Source organism: Chlamydiota bacterium, from assembly GCA_016178055.1.
Lineage (GTDB): Bacteria > Auribacterota > JACPWU01 > JACPWU01 > JACPWU01 > JACOUC01.
In genome coordinates, this window is sequence record JACOUC010000044.1 from 1 (window position 1) to 18,566 (window position 18,566).

Genomic DNA, 18,566 nt, shown 5'->3' on the forward strand with positions numbered 1-18,566 from the left:
CTGATTTCCACAATCGTGTATTGAATTGCCTTAAAAAATCCGGGCCAATCTTCAATTCCTTTGTCAGACAAAGTTTTGATCGTGCTTAAAATCTGCTCCGCCATCGTCCCTTGACCCGCGCCCATCTCAATGATCTGAAAACGGGTAGGTTTTCCCATGGCCTTCCATTGGTCCATAAGATCATAAGCAAGCCCTCTCCCAAACTGTCCAAACTCCTCAGGCAATGTCCGAAACTCTCCGCCCTCGCCTGCCTTTGCGGAAGGAATGGGTGTCGTTCTCGGCTTGGTATAGAAACCATGTTCTGGGTCGTACAAAGCCATTCTCATAAATTCATGGTAGGTCATTCGCCCCTCTTGATTTTCACGAATTTTCTCCATGATATTTAATTCTGCAGGAGAGGATTTTGATTTCCTGGAACGGAGAAGTCCCTCAAAAGACTTAAATCCCGCAAGCTTCATTAGGTCAGAGAGTTCAAGATAAAAATCAAAACTGAATTCTGTCGAATATAAAAAATAATCCAGCCACTGCAAAGCCTCTTCTTTCAGTTTTTTCTTGTCTGGGTTCTCACTTAATATTTTATTGAGACTCTGTCTCAAATTGGGCCGCTCTCCATTAAAAAACTTTATTTGCTCAGCCAAATGCGCTTGAAAATTTCCCGGATCAATCTCTTCTTTGGGAAATTTTCCATCTTTTTTCTCAAGTTCTTTACGAACATCTTCAGGTTGTGTCCGAGCAAACTCAATAAAAGCGCGATAGCGAAAATAGATTTCTTGAGACGATAATGGATGACCTAAAATCTCTTGAAGTCCGTCCCGGGAAACCTCAAAAAAGGTAGCAACCCGTTCTAAATTTGCCATGGCCTTCACAAATTCAAAAAGATAAAGCTCATCATTCAAGGCATTCTGAACAATCAAAATCGATTGCTCTGCCAATTGAATCTGTTTTTCAACAAGCAACCTTGAAAGCCACGCATGATGGCCATCTCGTTTTAAAGACCGCTCCTTTTTCAACAACATACCTTGTATTGGGGTCAGTTCTCTACTTATGACATTTCCCCTCTCAACTTCCGCTTCAGGCTCAGATGTGCTTGTCACCGTCATAGCTGGTTCTGCCTTAGACTGCCCACCTACTCCTTCCGGAACAAGTGGGTTAAGGACCCCAACTTCTGGATCCCCGATTGAAACCTTCGGGGATGACGGGTCTGGTGAAGTCATATAAGTATTATGCGCGACAATTCCATTGCCAATAAAATTGTGAGTTCCTTCCACTTCAATGTCATAAACCCTCTCGAAGCCAGTCAATTCTATGGATTGAATACGGTCCCAGAAAATATGAGATTTTGCAGAATATTTACTCGACAGATGGATCTCATTTTGGATACGATTGATTCCAGGAGGATGTAACATGAAAGCCTTGTCAAAACGGGGTGCTGAGAAACTTTTACCCTTTCGAAAAGCAATAGCTTCTACCCTTTTTAAATTTGGGAAACATTCAAAGGCTGCTGTCATTGTTGACAAAAATAAAGCGCCAAGATTTTTTATCTTTGACACATTTGCATTGCTGGATGTGCTCTCAGACATCGATGAAGCACTCGTGGACCGGTTCTCCACCGAGGAATACCACGATAAACGCGTCAATCCTTCTGGATGGCTGATTGATGAAATAGAATCAAAATTACCGCTAGATCCTGGTTTTGAGACCTCTTTACGCAAATCCATCTCCGAAGCAGAAAAGAAGGGATACATCCCTTTTGAAAAAGTTAAGAAGAAATTAGGGCTCGTATAAATCCCCTTATGTTCAAGATTCAATTCACCCCTAGAGCCAATCGCGAGTTTTGCGCTTTGTCTAAAGATATTCAAAAGCGCATTTCGAAGAAATTGGAAGATAATGCCCAACTTGATAATCCCTTGATTCGTGCTGAGCCATTGGTTAATCTGCCACCCAGCACACATCGCTTTCGTATAGGAAAACATCGCGCTTCTTTCTATCTCAAAGGCAATACCCTCTTTGTGGAGCGTGTTCAAATCCGCGACCGAGCGTACGAACGCTGAAAAATCACCGAAAGAGCCCGTAGGCACCGCAATCGCATCCCCAATATGAAGCTGGCTCACTTGCGTCCAATGAAAGAAGGACATTGATACGAGATGGAAAAGAGTGGTATACTGAATCCAGTTATGAAAGCCAATACGGTCACAAAGCCCACGGAGAAAATCACAGTTCAAAGCCTTCGGCACAGAGGATTCCCCGTTTATCCAGGAAGTCAATTCATTCCAAAGGAATGGCTTTCTAGGAAAGTTCCACTGCTGGGCACAGTTCACCAACGTCTTAGAAAAATAAAAGTTGATTTGGCTGAAGAGTGGCTCTGGCTCGATTCGCCAAAGACATTGCGAACGAGAGAATTGGAATCTGGGACGTCGGAAAAGCTCAGATCTTTGCGTCGTACGATCTTATTATGAGACATAACCTCACCGCTGCCGATGCGATTATCCTCGCAACTGCCCTTGAGCTGAGAGAGTTCAATCCCATCTTCGTTTGTGCCGACGTCAGATCTAGGTTGTTGAACGCAGCCATCGCCTGTCATCTTTCCACGCTCAATCCCCTGAGCACGTAAAAAAAATTTTCTCGATGGCACCGCAATCTTATCCCCGACATGAAGCTGACTCACGGGAGTCCAATGAGAATAGGTCAAAGCTGGAAGGCTGAAGGTGGAAGGGAAAAGACTGGCCGAAGCTCGAAGGTCGAGGGTCGAAGGTATGAAGGTGTTTTTATCTTTTCCTTCCACCTTCGAGCTTCCACCTTCCACCTGCTTTTCATTTCCTTCCACCTTCTTTAAATACGGATGATTCGCCGTTGTCCGAATGCTCCTTCCACTTGCGGTGGTGAGCTTAAAAACAGGCTTAACCCCCATGTCCATCAGTCCCACAATCCTGTGCGGCTCAAGTTTCCCCGTCTCTTCATTGAGCGAAAAAACATAATCATCAGGCCGAACCTGGACAATCGGGATAAGTTGGGGAATAACAATAGGTGTCTCTTCTTTTTCGCCTAGCCCAAAGCTCTTAGCCCCTAGCTTTCTCACAATCGGCAGCATCGTATCTGCTGTTACGCACCGACCTAACGGATCGTCAGAAGAGGGAACAGACGCCCCTGTCGTCGCTCCGTCTTGTTCTACAAGTCTACGTTCTAAATCATCTAAAGCTTGTCCTACAATTTTATAGCTGATTTCCAACCTACGTGTCCTATCTGAATTCGCAATCACCTTTACCTTTGCCACCCGAGTGGTTGGAAACTCTGTATCTGATGCCAACTGCTTATCTACATAGTCATGACTTCCGTTTGCGTTATAAACAATGATACGGTCTTCAACACTCTCGAGAAAGGCCTTGCGAAATCCATCAATGTCTTTGGGATACCTTAAAATAAGATTTATCGTCTCTCTCTGTCGGTCAGGTCCTCCCAAAAAACCGAGGTCTCTCATGAAACGCCCATGCTTCTTGAGCATCTTATCAACCCAACTTTGAACAACGGTAGGATCATGTTCAATACCATAAGCAACATCAAAAGGAAGTTCTGTATCATGAGTCACTTGTTGGTGCAAATCCCATAATTGCTTTTCCCCTTCGACAAAAGCCATTTCCTCCGATAATTCGCCAAGAACATTATTTTTGCTGCGAATACTTGACCAAAAAGTTGTTTTGCCACTTCCATTGGCTCCATCAATCGCAATGATCCAACGTCCGTTCTTTGTTTTCAGTCTTTCAAGCAATTCCTCTAACACTTCAGGATTGGTATAGCTTTCAGCATTTTGAATGGGCTTTGCCAAGAGGACCAGGAAATCAGCTACCTGCCATTCTGTACCAAAGTATTCGGTGGCCTCCTTAAACAGTTCGGGATATCTCTGATTAAATTCTCTTGTAACAAGATTAAGCTCCATACGATCAAGAGTGGGTACTGCCTCCCAAAGCTCTCTCGTAGCATTGGCCAAGCGTTTTTTGAGGGAAAGTACACATTCGACAACCTCCGCTGGCAATCCCTCACCCGTCACCGTAATTGTTCCAGCCTGATGCAAAACAGGCCCCCGCATGTGAGTTATGTCTAAAGTTGTTCCTAGTTGATCACCTGGTTCTTGTCCCACCTCAAGCGCTAACGCCTGTGGCAACATATTAGTCACCGTCGGCGGCATAAATTGATTGGCGAAAGCACTGTGACTTTGCTTCTGATTCTTTGGATTTGATGAAGCATCGCTTTCAAGAAATGTGACAAAATCTTGATCATCCTCCCCCAAAGCCTTCTTCAAATAACTTTGCGTCAGTCGAGCCGCTGTTCCTCCTCGAGCCAGAAGCTTGCGAAGTTGGTTAATGAAATTCATTTGGGTAGGGTCTCTGATCCATTGGCCTGTTTGAGAATATTGAAGGGTTAAATCCTGAATGATGTTTGAGAAATGGGTCGCGCGATTTTTCCATTTTTCAAAATCGCTATCCGTCAAATGTGCATCCTTCAACATTTCTTTGGCCAAATTCTTCATGATGTCGCTGAAGCTGGTATTTATGGGGTTTTCTAAAAGATCGTCAAATTCTTTAATCTTTCTAAAATATCCACTTCGGTCATCCATCTTATTCATGCGAGGAGAAATGACACAATAGCCAATATTGGCCGCTTTGAGGCGCTCTCTGAATCCTTCTGTGTGAAAGCCTCCCATGATGATCGCTGCATATTTAAGCTTTCTTTGCTCCAAAAGTTTGACTGTCTTTTCATACATGATTGGATCGCGCTCAAGAACTTTTTCGTAGAATTTTTCTGCGATTTTGAAGATATCGCCGAAGTCGGGGGATTCAAAGGAGAGGTTGTTTTTCTCGCATAATTTTTTCAAGGCTTGAGAAAATTTTTCTATGTACTCTTCCTCTCCTTGTAAGTTTTTCCTCCCCCTTATTTTTTTAAGGGGGATTGAGGGGGTTACTTCCTCCTCTTTCATAACTCCCCTAACCCCTAACTCCCCAGGCCCCTTTAAGGGAGTAACTCCCCAGGCCCCTCTTACCTTAAGAGGGGGTATTGTATGAAGAGGGGAACTCCACACAACTTTTAAATCTTCTCTGTTCCCCTCCATCGATACCACACGCTTTAAAACGTCATAATTCTTTTCTAATTCGATCAGTTGCTTCGCTTGATCGGTTATCGCTAACTCTTCAATCATATCTTCTTCACGTTTTTCAATCTCTTCATCCAATTTTTCCCAGGAGATTTGTTTCATGAGGGACATTTGCTGGATGAAAAGCTTGAGATTGGGATAGAGTTCTTTTTCTTCCTGTTTTTCTCTCCCCTTAAGGCGACCGAGTTCGGGTACCCACTTATGGGTGAACGAGGAAGTGGTTGAAGCCGAGAGGCGAAAACCATAGGGGGAGTCGGAGGGGTTATTGTTTTCTTCCATAACTCCCCCCTCCCCTCTTAACTTAAGAGGGGAGAAACTCTCTCCATCTTCTGGTTCTAGATATTTGCTCAAAAACAAATAATGCTCCTCATCACTAACTCTCCCCAACCGATACTCCAACACATTCTTTAAAACTTCATTCAACTCTTCTTTTGGAAGTTTCTTTTCTAATTTGGAAAGAAATTTTAAATATTCGGACTCAATCTTTGATGCATCTGTTTTTTTCTCAAGCGTTTGAAGTTCAAGAAATTTCTCAATGCTGGGATATAGATAAAGCTGAGATTGCTTCGCTTCGCTCGCAATGACAAACTGGTCATTTCTGATTTTTGATCTGTCATTTTGATCTTTGATTTTTGATATTTGATTTACATACTCCCCCACCCCTATCTTGTACTCCCGATACTTCTCCCTCTTCTCCATCAACTCCCATAATTCTTTTGGATAAATTTTCAGTCTTAAATTTTTAATCGTCTCATCCAAATCCGCCCACACAGGTTCCTGAAGCTCCCGTTCTTCCATCAGAGCACCCATGGCCCTAGCGTTGTCCACATAAGTCCGAACATCTTCCACACCCCAACCCTTTACTTTATCTCCCTCACTGATTAAAAAGGATTCCAGGCTATTAATGTCGTGATTCATCAAGAATTTCTTTTGTGCTTCGGCAAGCGCTTTCTGATCTGGGAAGGCTGTGAAAAAGGACATGTCTATGGGGCCACTGGCAGCCTCGGAAAAGACATAGAAAGGCTGGCTAGGAAGCTGGGAGGCTAGAAAGCTGGGAGAAACCTTTTGTTTTTTAGCCTCCCAGCTTCCTAACTTCCCAGCATCTTTTATTTCTGCTTCCAATGCTCTCAATATTTTCTCCTCATTCCCCTCGACCTCCGTATTACAATGAATATCTTCGAGGATAAAAAGAAGGGGTCTCTCTGAAATGATGTTTTGATCAATGATTTCGCCTACATCACTTGGGATTTTGATGCTTTCTAGGAGGGCCTTTGTTTCAACGGGCTGATTTTGAAGGGGAATTCCACCCAGACTTGATACTGCCAGGGGGCCTAGGATAGGGGAATCTTGTGCATAACCTATTGAAATATCATAAGTTATAAAATAAATGCACAAAAAAATACGGACCGCTCTTTGAAAGCTTTTGAATAACATTTTTACCTTTTTCCTAAGTCATTGCAGCAAAGAATAAAAAAACCATTAAAGGATTCAAATCATTAGACACCTCTGAAGGGAGAAAAGTCAAAAAATGAATGACTTTAAATTTCGATAAGAGAAGTGGTATATCTCATTGATTAAGAATGAATTATAATAAAATCAATGTATCATTCAAGTTTTTGCGTCATGATTTTTTGAGAGGCAAGCAATGCCAGGCGTTCAACTTTTCTCCACTCAGAATAAGGAGCTCGAAGCGCTCTGTAGCGACTTAAATCTGTTTGAGAAAGATCCCAAGGCCTGGGCTCAGCCAACTGAATGGCGAGTTGTTGACTGATTGAAAAGCCTTCTTCCTGAGGGTAAAGTTTATCTAAGGTTTTTAATGCCTGAGTCGCTCGTTTTACCCCCAAATGATCAAAGAGGGCGACAAAATCAATAAAATCTCTCGTCGCATTCCGGCGAACAATCAAGTAGGCCTTGATTCTTAGCATCTCTTCCAGTGCAGGAACTCGAATTCCTCGTATCGTGGTTGTCTTCAGAGGGGCTGATCTTATGAGCTGTCGAATACCTGTTCGAACACCCTGAAAATGTCCCAAAATAAGAACAGGAGGCTCAATTCTTTTTGTATGCCACCCAGCCTCTTTTTCCACTTTCTTCAAGATTTCACCAAATCGTTTCTTCAAATCTGGGAGGACATAATCTGCATCTAAAGAAACTCGGTGTCCCACATGAAGTGAAGCAGCGGTTCCCCCCACAAGAACGCATTCTGGAAAGTGAGACTGGAAAATTTCCTGAGCAGAAATTAGTTTTTCCCACGCTGGAATATCTTTCTTAAGATTCATGGTCCCTGATCTTCTTCAAAATTTCCCTCCACAAAGAAATCACTCCGTAGAGTTTCACAGAAGCTAAAACTTTCTCCAAAGATAAGGCCGTAGGACCCATGGGTTTCTTCTTAAGACGATGGTAAAGTTTTCGCCAAGTTTGGAGGGTTCCTTCAGACAAAATTTCCTCAAGGTAAACAGGGTCATTCCAGTAGGCACTTTTAAGTCGTATGGAATAGCTTCCCCACCTCTTCTGAGCCGCCTTGGCTGCAATTCTGGAACGCCGTTCTCTCGAGAGAAGGCGAGCCCTTTTTTCTCCTCCCTCTCTCCCCCATTCCCTAAAAATGGACCGCGTGGATTTTGATAATCGAGGCATGTTCTATATTCTATACTTAGGGGGTAAGCATTGTCAATAGGTTCAAGAAACTGAAATTTTAGTTAAGATAAGAATTCAAGGCAGTTCCGTGGCACCCATCAGATAGCGATCACATTCGCGGGCAGCACCACGACCCTCATTAATCGCCCAAACGATGAGGCTTTGTCCACGGCGGGCGTCTCCTGCGGCAAAAACACCTTTGACACGGGTGGTGTATTCCTCCCACTCGGCCTTGACATTGGTGCGGGCATCTCTTTCGATGTTGAGTTGATTGAGTAGATTTTCTTCGGGGCCTAAAAATCCCATGGCGAGAAGAACCAACTCGGCTGGATAAACTTTTTCACTTCCTAGAATTTCCACCATGCCAAAGCGGCCATCGGCCCCCTTTTTCCATTCGACATTGACCGTGTGCAATTCTTTGACATTTCCTTCTGTGTTCCCTACAAACTTTTTGGTTAAAATAGAATAAACGCGCGGATCTTGTCCAAAAACAGCTTCAGCCTCCGCCTGCCCATAATCCAAGCGATACACCTTCGGCCATTCCGGCCAGGGATTGTCAGTTGCACGATCCGAAGGCGGCTTGGGCAAAATTTCAAATTGAGTTAAACTTTTGCATCCATGTCGCATGGCCGTTCCCACACAATCCGTCCCCGTGTCTCCTCCCCCAATCACCACGACATTCTTGCCTTTCGCGGAAATATAATTTCCATCTTTGTGATGGCTATCCAAAAGACTTTTGGTATTGAGGTGTAAAAATTCCATGGCAAAATGAACACCTTTTAAATTTCTTCCTTCAATAGGCAGATCTCTGGGTTTGGTTGCGCCTGTGCACAAAACGACGGCATCAAATTCTTTAAATAATTTTTCAGCGGGATAATTTTTTCCGACTTCTGCGTTCGTGACAAATTCCACGCCTTCTTGGCTCAGTAAATCCACGCGACGCTGGACTACAGATTTTTCAAGCTTGGGGCTGGGAATCCCATACATTAAAAGTCCGCCAATGCGATCCGCCCGTTCAAAAACGGTGACCCAATGACCCGCCTTGTTAAGTTGAGCAGCACAAGAGAGCCCTGCAGGACCTGATCCCACCACCGCTACTTTTTTTCCGGTACGGGTTTTGGGAGGTTCAGGTTTGACCCAACCTTCATCAAAACCCTTGTCAATGATTGAGCATTCAATATTTTTAATCGTGACCGGAGGTTCACTGATGCCCAACACACAGGAGCCTTCACAAGGAGCCGGACACACGCGACCCGTAAATTCAGGAAAGTTGTTGGTTTTATGAAGCCTCTCAAGCGCCTCTTCCCAAAGGCCGCGGAACACTAAATCATTCCATTCCGGAATAAGATTATTGATCGGACATCCCGAGGCCATGCCACTGATCAGGGTTCCCGTATGACAAAAGGGAATCCCACAATCCATGCAGCGGGCTCCCTGCTCTCTAAGTTTGTCATCAGAAAGGTGCAGATGAAATTCATTCCAATCGTGAACACGCTCTTTCGGTAGCCGATCCGCTGGGAGTTCTCTTAGATATTCTATAAAGCCTGTTGGTTTACCCATAGAAAAATTCAAAATCCAAAAATCAAAATGTAAAATGACAATCCAAAAATCAAAATTTTTAAACGCAACGACACGCGAAACATTTTGGATTTTGATATGTCATTTTGATTTTTGATATTTGATCTTTGGATTTAATTCCCTCCCACTCTTGCCAAATCTTTTTTGTTTTCTTCAAAAGCGGCCATCACCGCTTCATCGCCCGTCAAACCTGCTTCTTTGACCTTCTTCAACGTTTGAAGGACCCTTTTGTAATCCTTAGGCATGACCTTCACAAATTTCGGAATCATTTCTTCCCATAAGGCAAGAATCTTCCAGGCATGATCACTCTGGGTGTACTCGGCATGACGACGAATCATTCGCTCCAGCTCTTCAATTTCATCCTTATCTTCAACTTTAGATAGTTCGACCATTTGAAGATTACATTTCTTTTTAAAACAGCCGTCTTGATCCAGACAGTAGGCAATACCCCCCGACATCCCCGCCGCAAAATTACGGCCCGTGGGCCCTAGAACAATCACGCGTCCACCCGTCATGTATTCACAACCATGATCCCCCACAGACTCGACCACCGCATGAACACCGCTGTTTCTCACGCAAAATCTTTCTCCAGCCATGCCTCGAATATAAGCCTCTCCACTGGTTGCACCATAAAAAGCAACATTTCCAATGATGATATTTTCCTCGGGGACAAAAGAAGAATTTTTAGGTGGAAAAAGAATGATTTTCCCTCCCGAAAGACCTTTCCCTACATAATCATTCGCATCCCCTTCTAATGTAAGGGTCATCCCCTTCGGGATGAACGCTCCGAAACTCTGACCTGCAGAGCCCTTAAAATGAAGGCGAATAGTATCTTCAGGAAGACCTTTGACCCCATAACGACGCGTCACTTCACTCCCTAAAATGGTTCCCACCACACGATTCACATTTTGAATCGGAAGTGCAGCTTCGACTTTCTCACCTTTTTCCAATGCTTTTTTACAAAGTTTCAAAAGTTTTTGATGATCCAACGCCTGATCCAAACCATGATCTTGAGGAATCTGGCAATAACGCCCCACTTCTTTGGGCACTTCAGGCCGATAAAGAATTTTTGAGAAATCAAGCCCCTTTGCCTTCCAATGATCTACAGCCTTTTTCGGTTCAAGCCGGTCTGTTCGACCCACCATTTCGTTGAGCGTTCTAAATCCAAGCTTCGCCATCCATTCCCGAACTTCTTGGGCAATGAATCGCATAAAATTCACGGCATGCGCCGGATCTCCCGTAAATTTTTTGCGCAATTCTGGATTTTGGGTCGCAACGCCCACAGGACAGGTGTCCAAATGACAAACGCGCATCATGATACAACCCAAGGCCACCAAGGGAGCCGTTGCAAAACCAAATTCCTCCGCACCGAGAAGTGCAGCGATGACCACATCACGACCTGTTTTCAATTGGCCATCTGTTTCTACCGCAATTCGGCTGCGCAAATTATTAAGGACAAGTGTCTGATGCGTCTCAGCCAGTCCCAATTCCCAGGGGAGTCCCGCATGCTTGATACTGGTCTGGGGTGAAGCACCGGTCCCTCCATCATAGCCGCTGATCAAAACCACATCGGCATGGGCCTTGGCCACTCCAGCCGCAATCGTTCCCACACCAACTTCAGACACCAGCTTCACGCTGATGCGGGCATGGTGATTGGCATTTTTCAAATCGTGAATCAGCTCTGCCAAATCTTCAATAGAATAAATATCATGGTGCGGTGGCGGAGAAATAAGCCCTACACCCGGAGTCGAAAGCCTCACCTGAGCAATCCAGGGATAAACTTTTTGGCCGGGCAATTGTCCCCCCTCGCCTGGTTTGGCGCCCTGAGCCATCTTAATCTGAAGCTCCAACGCCTTCACCAAATAAAGGCTGGTCACCCCAAATCGCCCAGAGGCCACTTGCTTGATGGCACTGTTTCGAGAATCCCCATTTGGATCGAGTGTATAACGGGCCGCATCCTCACCGCCCTCTCCCGTATTGCTTTTTCCGCCCAAGCGATTCATGGCAATGGCCAAAGACTCATGGGCTTCTTTACTGATGGAGCCATAAGACATGGCCCCTGATTTAAAGCGCTTGCAAATCGTCTCAACGGATTCCACCTCTTCAATCGGAATGGGCTTGGCATCTGATTTAAAATCTAAAAGTCCTCGCAACGTACAATAATTTTTTTCCTGTTGATTGACCAAGGCAGCATATTCCTTAAAAACTTCATAGTTCGCCGTCCGGCAAGCCTTTTGAAGTTTGTGAATGGTCTGGGGATTAAAAAGATGATACTCCCCTTCTTTACGCCACTGATATTGACCCCCCGGATCAAGCGTTTTTCCATTCACCGAAAAGCGGGGATAGGCATGCTGATGTCGTAATAACACTTCCTTGGCCATCTCATCCAAACCAATCCCTTCAATGCGAGAAGCCGTCCAAGTAAAATATTTATCGATCACTTTTTGATGGAGGCCCACAGCTTCAAAAATCTGAGCGCCTCGATAACTTTGAATGGTAGAAATGCCCATTTTGGAAATGACCTTCACGACGCCCTTTGTGACGGCCTTGACATAATTTTTCACAGCCGTTTTGTGATCCATTCCGTTCAGCATTTTCTGACGAATCATGTCATCCAGAGTTTCGAAGGCCAAATAAGGATTGATCGCACCGGCCCCATAGCCGATTAAAAGAGAGTAATGGTGTACCTCCCGAGGCTCTCCTGATTCCAAAATGAGTCCGACCCGTGTTCTGGTTCCCTCTCGAATCAAATGATGGTGAAGGCCTGCCACCGCCAAGAGCGCAGGAATTGGAGCCTTTGTCGCGTCCATGCCTCGATCGGTCAAAATTAAAATGTTCGTGCCTTCCCGAATCGCAAGACTCGCCTTTTGACAAAGATTCTCCAACACCCTCTCTAATTCGACCCCTCCCTTTGTCGGATCAAAGAGAATGGGCAAATCCACTGCCTTACAACCCCTATGTCCATTGACATGACGAAGCGTGGCCAATTCATCATTGTCCAAAATCGGTGTCTTTAATTTAATCTGATGACAACTTTCTGGAGTTGGATCCAAAAGGTTCCTTTCAGAACCAATGGGGGTGTCTGTCGCTGTCACAATTTCTTCTCGGATGCAATCAATCGGTGGATTTGTGACCTGGGCAAAGAGCTGTTTAAAATAATTATAAAGGAGTTGAGGACGATTCGATAGAACGGCCAAAGGCGTATCCGTTCCCATCGAACCCACGGGTTCCACCCCATTTTGGGCCATGGGAGACATGATAATGTGCAAATCTTCAAAGGTGTAGCCAAACGCTTGCTGACGCTGAAGCACCGTCTTGTGATCCGGTTCATGCACATGAGGAGGTTGGGGTAAATCCTCCAACTTGACCAAATGTTCATTCAACCACAACCGGTAGGGGTGTTCCGTTGCAATATTATTTTTAATTTCTTCATCCGCGACAATTCTTCCTTCTTCCGTATCAATCAAAAACATGCGCCCAGGTTGAAGGCGTCCCTTCTGAAGCACATTTTCAGGAGCTACCTCAAGTACACCCACTTCAGACGCCATAATGACACGATCGTCTTTCGTGACATAATAACGAGAAGGGCGAAGGCCATTGCGATCCAGAACCGCACCAATCTTCACTCCATCTGTAAAGGCAATCGAAGCGGGGCCATCCCAAGGTTCCATGAGAGAACTGTGATATTCGTAAAAAGATTTTTTCTCATCCGACATGCTCTCGTGATTCGACCAAGGCTCTGGGATCATCATCATCATAGAATGAGGCAAAGACCGCCCGCCCAGAACCATAAATTCTAAGCAATTGTCAAACATCGCAGAATCACTTCCATCCTCGCAAATAATAGGAAAGAGTTTTTTTAAATCATCGCCGAAAAGATCGCTCTCGAGCATCGCCTCTCGGGCATGCATCCAATTCACATTGCCTCGAAGGGTGTTGATTTCGCCATTGTGGGCCATGTAACGATAAGGATGAGCCCGTTCCCAACTGGGGAATGTGTTCGTGCTAAAGCGGGAATGAACCAAGGCCAGGGCACTCTCAACAGAAGGGTCCAAGAGATCTGGATAAAAGGGCTGGACTTGTTCGCACATGAGCATGCCCTTGTAAACGAGGGTCTTATAGGAAAGGCTGGTGATATAAAAGGAATCTCCACCTTTTACGTTTCCGTAGCGAATCGCATTTTCCGCTCTTTTACGAATCACATAAAGTTTTCTCTCAAAGGCCAAATCATCTTTCAGTTTTGGATTTCTGGCGATAAACATTTGACGGACCACGGGTTCTGAGACTTTTGCACTATTTCCAAGCGACGCATTTTGTGTGGGAACGGTTCTCCAACCTAAAAATTTCTGGCCCTCTTGAATGATGATTTCTTCAAAAATTTTCTCGCAATTTTTTCTCTTAGAGGTATCTTGGGGCAAATAAACCATTCCGACGCCATATTCAGAGGGACCCGGCAAATCAATTTTTTCTTTTCGAGCAGATTGTTTTAAAAAGGTATGCGGAATTTGAAATAGAATGCCTGCCCCATCCCCTGTATTGGCTTCACAACCACAGGCCCCTCGATGGCGTAAATTCAAAAGCACGGTCAGGGCCTCGCGAACAATATCGTGGGACTTTCGCCCCTTGATGTTCACGACAAAACCCACCCCACAAGCATCGTGCTCGTAGCGCGGATCATAAAGCCCTTGTTTTTGTGGTAACCCGTTCATAGTTATATTTAAGTGCTTAAGCACTTAGACACCTAAGCACTATTTTTAAAAAATTCTTACTATCTCACCATGAGTTTCAAATTCTGTCAATCTGAGAGATTTGCAAACTCGTAGAGACACAAAGACGTGGAAGCTATTACAGCAAGAATTGTTCCAGAATTTATTTTGAGATTGAGAAATTGAAAGCAAGTGATTGAGAAGGACACATTCTCATCAGAATGAACAAAAAGTAGCTTACAACTGATTTATTAAAACAGTTGGCTTGTATGAGATAACCGGATCACAACCTTCGTTAAGAGAAATAAATTTGTGCTCGTAGGCATTTAAAAAGGTTGTTTTTCCTAAGAGACTCACTTGATTCTGGGTCAAACTATGAGTCGATGTATGACCATGAATCCATAAATGGGGAGAAAAACTTTTAAACAAATGATGAAAACAATCAAAACCTCGATGACATAAATCTTCACCATCATGAATCCCCCGTGGAGGTGCATGAGAAATGACAAGAACTTTCTTAGACAATCCTCGCACAAAATCGATTATCTGCCTCCACCTTAAACAATGTTCAATATGGCGGACCACCTTTGACATCGCTTCTTCCGTATATTGAGGGCCTTCCCCGTTATACCATAGGGATCCCTCCAATCCGACAATCACCCAGTCAGAAAAAATAAACAGACGACCATGGAGATTCTCCAACCCTTCAAATGTTCCAAGAAATTCTTTATAAACCGGTTCCTGAAACAAGGATTTATGGGCAATGAACGGCCCTACGTTCTTTTCCTCTACCGGATCATGATTGCCTCTCACATAAATTAAATGTTTTCCCAAAGAGCCCTCAACGAATTCTAAATAAGAACTGGAAAGGTCCCCACAGGAAATAACGAGATCAACCTCTTTCAAAGAAGGCTCCCCCTCTTCTATCCAATGAAGAAGGGTTGTACTTTCTTTATCTGAAACAGCTAAGAGTTTCATAAAAAGGGCGTTCAGCGTACAGCGATTTCCTTTTTCCTTCTCAAAACTCCCAAGAGATCCTTCACACGACCTGGTAAAATTTCCAAGAAACCCGGCGGACTATATTTTTCCAAAAAATCCTTCTTCGTAAAATCAAATCCCACGTCGTGTCCAGCCTTCTGACTAAGGTAATACTTGTGTAAATTCATCCAGACATAAAGATCGGTATATGTTCTTTTGGGAAAATGTTCCAAAATTTTTTCTTCAAAAATCGTCTGAACCGCAGGGAAAAATCTTTTTTCATACCAACTGTAACTGGCATAAATCACATCTTTAGAGGTCAAGGCACCACTTTCATAATTCTTTTTAAAATCCAAAATCTCCTCATAAAGCTTTGCATAACTTGTTAATTCAGAAACTTTCAATGGGTAAATCAAAATACGATTTTTTAAAAATGTCTTTTTTTGAAAAGCTTCTTCCTCTAAGGCAATGAGAAATTGACGCGCTTCCTCTGTTGAAACTTTATAGCGTTTTCGTGGATCTAACTTAAAATCAAAGCGAATTTCAATGACCTCCGCATCAATAAATTCTTTTTTTTCTTCAAACTTTGCAACACTCACCCGATGATGTCCATCAATCACAAAATATTTATCATTCACTTGATAAACTTGAACGGGGGGAAGCTCAAGGCCCGAGCGAACGGCCATGAGCACACTTAAATATTTTGCATCCATGCGCTTCTTATTGGGTAAAAACTCGTTGTTAAAATCCCGATACCGCCCCAAACTTCCCACAATTTTTCGAATAGGAATGGGCATCATTCCCCTTCGAATTTCTGAAACGCGATCGAGATTCGACTGAACCGTTTGAAAATCGACGAGTTGACCTTCTTCAGTCTTCATATCTTCTATCTCTGCTCTTGGATGTTATCAAATTGTTCTAAAATAGATTTATCATTCATTTTATCATAAGAAAAGCCTTGAAGATGATAGCGCATCATTGATTCCCATTCTCCCCATCCTTTTTCACGCATGCCCTTTTGAATTTTCTCTAACAGACTAAACATTTGATCATGACGGGCCTCCAAAACACCCATTAAAAATTGATCCGTCCCGATGCGAGCGACCGTATCTTTCGCATGATTCATTGAAGATTTTAAAAGCTCTTGAAATCCATCTAGAAAAATCATTCGCTCTTGAAAATCCTTCTTCATTTCCGAAGACCTTCTAAAATCTAAAAACATAAACATCACATTTTCTTTAAGTTGCTTAGAACGATCTAGCCATTGATTCAAAGCCAAAATAGGCTGAACAGCTTCTTGAAAAACAGGAAGGCCAACCTTAAACGTTGTCCCCTTTCCAATCTCGCTTTCAACCCACACCGCTCCTTGATGGGCAAGCACCAACTCTTTTACAATCGCCAATCCCAATCCTGTCCCCCGAGGACGTGCCTCTTGATGATCCAACTGAAAAAATTTCTCGAAAATTTTAGGGATGTCTGCTCGAGCGATCCCTTGCCCTGAATCTTTAACCCCCAAGACAACAAACTGCTTCCAAAACATCAATTGGACAATGTCAAAATTTTTAATCATTTCTTCTCCTCTCCATTGACGAAGTTGATTCAACACCCACTCACGATCCGTAAGACTTGCTTCAATTTCAATTGAACCCTGAAGAGGGGTAAATTTAAAGGCATTGCTTAAAAAATTATCTAAAATCTGACGGAGACGTCCCGGATCCGCATAAACTTCTAAGGAATCTTCCGATGAAAAAGTAAGCTTAATTTTCTTTTCCTCAGCCATTCTCTTGTACTGTTCCCATAAAAGAGAAAAAATAGGTTCGATTTTCACCTTCTCTTTTTTCATCTTCATCTTTTTAGACTCTAATTTTGAAAAATCCAAAATGTCTTGGATCAAATGAGAAAGCCTTTCCGTATTGTGACTCGTAATGTTCAAAAATTTTTGTTGTTCAGCCGAAAAGGTAGAAGCAGCATCTTCTAAAAGAAGGGCAATGCTCTCCTTAATCACAGTTAAAGGGGTTTTTAACTCATGACTCACCATTGAAACAAAATCACTCTTCATCCGATCAATTTTCTTGAGCTCTCGATTGGTCTGTTCAAGATCCTCTGTAATATGTAAAAGTTGGGTTTGCTGAGTCATGAGCTCCTGATTAATATCAGAAAGCCTTCGGCTAAATTCTTCAACTTCTCCCTGCCGTTCTTGAAGCAATTGATAATTGCGATCTCGCTCTTTAAGCGCTATCTCCCTATCTCCCAAGGCCAAATCTTTTAATTTTCTCTCTTGAACCACGGTACGCATGAGGAAATATCCTAAAGTTGTTAAAGAGGTCAAACTAAAAATATTCAGAATCATGATCGACAGTTGACTCAAGTCTTCATGCAGATAATCATGACCCATTTCTAAAAGACATAAAGCAACCGTTAAGGATAAAATCCAAAAACTTAAAGTTGTCTGGAGTAGACCTAAGGAAATCATAATGGGCAAATAGGACAACAACCAAAACGGGCTATGGGACCCTCCCGTTAAGTGAATTAATAACGCTGAGAAAATGAAGAAGTTAAAAGATTCGATCATCCTCATCTTTTCAACAGAAAACCAACGAGGAAACACATGATGAAGAAGCACACTGGACACAAGAAAGGCCAAAAGAAAAGTGGTAAGAAAAAACGAGGTTTCAACCTTCACTAACCCACTTTGAACCAAACCCATCAGGGTCGCAACCAAGGTCCAAGAAGCAACTTCAGTCACCTGAAATTGACTTTGAAGGCGCCCATCTCGGATCTTTTTTTTCACCATTTGCAACCCCTTTTCTTGTTTCATTTTACCCTTTTTATAGCCTTGGAGCAAGAGGAGGGGTTGAATGAGGTATTAATTCTCCAATCTCTGTCCTTGGGTTTATCATTAAGTATGATGTCCCCGGAATACAGAAGGCTATTTTAATAGATTCAGGAATTTTCGTGGAGAGAGAATAGGTATGAAATGATACTGCTCAAGAGCCCGTAAATCCTTATCTCCGGACACAACGTAGTCAGCTTGAGAAACCTCAGCAGCTTCTAAATAAATCACATCATTGATATCTCTAACAGGAAATTGATGGCCGCCCCGAAGGATTACACTAAGCGATAAAGTCTCAAGATTGTTTACAAATTCATCAATTTCAATAAAAGAGAGCTGATGAATCTTGACCCATTTGGGATATTTTAAGACCCTACGAATCTCGAAGAGAATTTCCTTTGAAACCACCATGACAAATCGATCAAATTGGAGGTGATCCAATATTTTGGCAGGTGTACCCTTTTTATTGATCAATGCACTTACAACAACATTTGCATCTATAACAGCCTTGATCATCTGGAAAACCGCGACCGGTTCTTCTGACCTTTGACCTGAGAAGCTTCTAGAATCAACTTTTCAAGCTCTTTGGATGAAACTAGCGAACGGCTCCGTCGAGCGACAGGCCGCCGGGGGGCTCACCCGAGCGCCCCGTCAGAAACCAGCCTCAGTTCCCGGGACTAAACTGCTACGTTTCTTT

The 18,566-nt window shown here is 43.4% G+C and carries 10 protein-coding genes; all 10 read right to left on the bottom strand.

Annotated elements, in window-relative coordinates; all coding sequences use genetic code 11:
- Nucleotides 1–2,234 (bottom strand): SAM-dependent methyltransferase (locus HYS07_06485; protein ID MBI1870821.1); only part of this gene is annotated, 2,234 nt, incomplete at its 3' end.
- 80 nt (nucleotides 2,235–2,314) lie between these two features.
- On the bottom strand, nucleotides 2,315–6,577 hold the full coding sequence (locus HYS07_06490; protein MBI1870822.1) for a hypothetical protein: 4,263 nt from the start codon (nucleotides 6,575–6,577) through the stop codon (nucleotides 2,315–2,317).
- Between the two features lie 170 nt (nucleotides 6,578–6,747).
- Nucleotides 6,748–7,419, bottom strand: a complete 672-nt coding sequence (locus HYS07_06495; protein MBI1870823.1) for a nucleotidyl transferase AbiEii/AbiGii toxin family protein — start codon at nucleotides 7,417–7,419, stop codon at nucleotides 6,748–6,750.
- Nucleotides 7,409–7,774, bottom strand: coding sequence for a hypothetical protein (locus tag HYS07_06500; GenBank protein ID MBI1870824.1), 366 nt, complete (start codon nucleotides 7,772–7,774; stop codon nucleotides 7,409–7,411). Before HYS07_06500 ends, HYS07_06495 begins: the two co-directional genes overlap by 11 nt.
- Before the next feature lie 75 nt (nucleotides 7,775–7,849).
- Entirely contained in the window at nucleotides 7,850–9,334 is a 1,485-nt protein-coding gene (locus tag HYS07_06505; GenBank protein ID MBI1870825.1) for a glutamate synthase subunit beta, read from the bottom strand.
- Nucleotides 9,335–9,465: 131 nt separating this feature from the next.
- A complete protein-coding gene (gltB, locus tag HYS07_06510) occupies nucleotides 9,466–14,061 on the bottom strand; it encodes a glutamate synthase large subunit (protein MBI1870826.1) in 4,596 nt (1,531 codons plus the stop codon).
- 234 nt (nucleotides 14,062–14,295) lie between these two features.
- A complete protein-coding gene (locus tag HYS07_06515) occupies nucleotides 14,296–15,036 on the bottom strand; it encodes a metallophosphoesterase (GenBank protein ID MBI1870827.1) in 741 nt (246 codons plus the stop codon).
- An 11-nt stretch (nucleotides 15,037–15,047) separates the two neighbouring features.
- Nucleotides 15,048–15,917, bottom strand: coding sequence for a ParB N-terminal domain-containing protein (locus tag HYS07_06520; protein MBI1870828.1), 870 nt, complete (start codon nucleotides 15,915–15,917; stop codon nucleotides 15,048–15,050).
- A gap of 5 nt (nucleotides 15,918–15,922) precedes the next feature.
- Complete coding sequence (locus HYS07_06525) at nucleotides 15,923–17,854, bottom strand: hypothetical protein (protein ID MBI1870829.1); 1,932 nt, start codon at nucleotides 17,852–17,854, stop codon at nucleotides 15,923–15,925.
- A gap of 111 nt (nucleotides 17,855–17,965) precedes the next feature.
- Nucleotides 17,966–18,385 (bottom strand): putative toxin-antitoxin system toxin component, PIN family, encoded by a 420-nt coding sequence (locus tag HYS07_06530; GenBank protein ID MBI1870830.1) that lies wholly within the window; start codon nucleotides 18,383–18,385, stop codon nucleotides 17,966–17,968.
- Nucleotides 18,386–18,566 lie beyond the last annotated feature (181 nt).

What these genes read in the sequence shown, in the direction of transcription:
- HYS07_06490 (MBI1870822.1), bottom strand. Translation starts at nt 6,577, where the DNA reads ATGTTATTCAAAAGCTTTCAAAGAGCGGTCCGTATTTTTTTGTGCATT.
- HYS07_06495 (MBI1870823.1), bottom strand. Translation starts at nt 7,419, where the DNA reads ATGAATCTTAAGAAAGATATTCCAGCGTGGGAAAAACTAATTTCTGCT.
- HYS07_06500 (MBI1870824.1), bottom strand. Translation starts at nt 7,774, where the DNA reads ATGCCTCGATTATCAAAATCCACGCGGTCCATTTTTAGGGAATGGGGG.
- HYS07_06505 (MBI1870825.1), bottom strand. Translation starts at nt 9,334, where the DNA reads ATGGGTAAACCAACAGGCTTTATAGAATATCTAAGAGAACTCCCAGCG.
- gltB (MBI1870826.1), bottom strand. Translation starts at nt 14,061, where the DNA reads ATGAACGGGTTACCACAAAAACAAGGGCTTTATGATCCGCGCTACGAG.
- HYS07_06515 (MBI1870827.1), bottom strand. Translation starts at nt 15,036, where the DNA reads ATGAAACTCTTAGCTGTTTCAGATAAAGAAAGTACAACCCTTCTTCAT.
- HYS07_06520 (MBI1870828.1), bottom strand. Translation starts at nt 15,917, where the DNA reads ATGAAGACTGAAGAAGGTCAACTCGTCGATTTTCAAACGGTTCAGTCG.
- HYS07_06525 (MBI1870829.1), bottom strand. Translation starts at nt 17,854, where the DNA reads ATGAAACAAGAAAAGGGGTTGCAAATGGTGAAAAAAAAGATCCGAGAT.
- HYS07_06530 (MBI1870830.1), bottom strand. Translation starts at nt 18,385, where the DNA reads ATGATCAAGGCTGTTATAGATGCAAATGTTGTTGTAAGTGCATTGATC.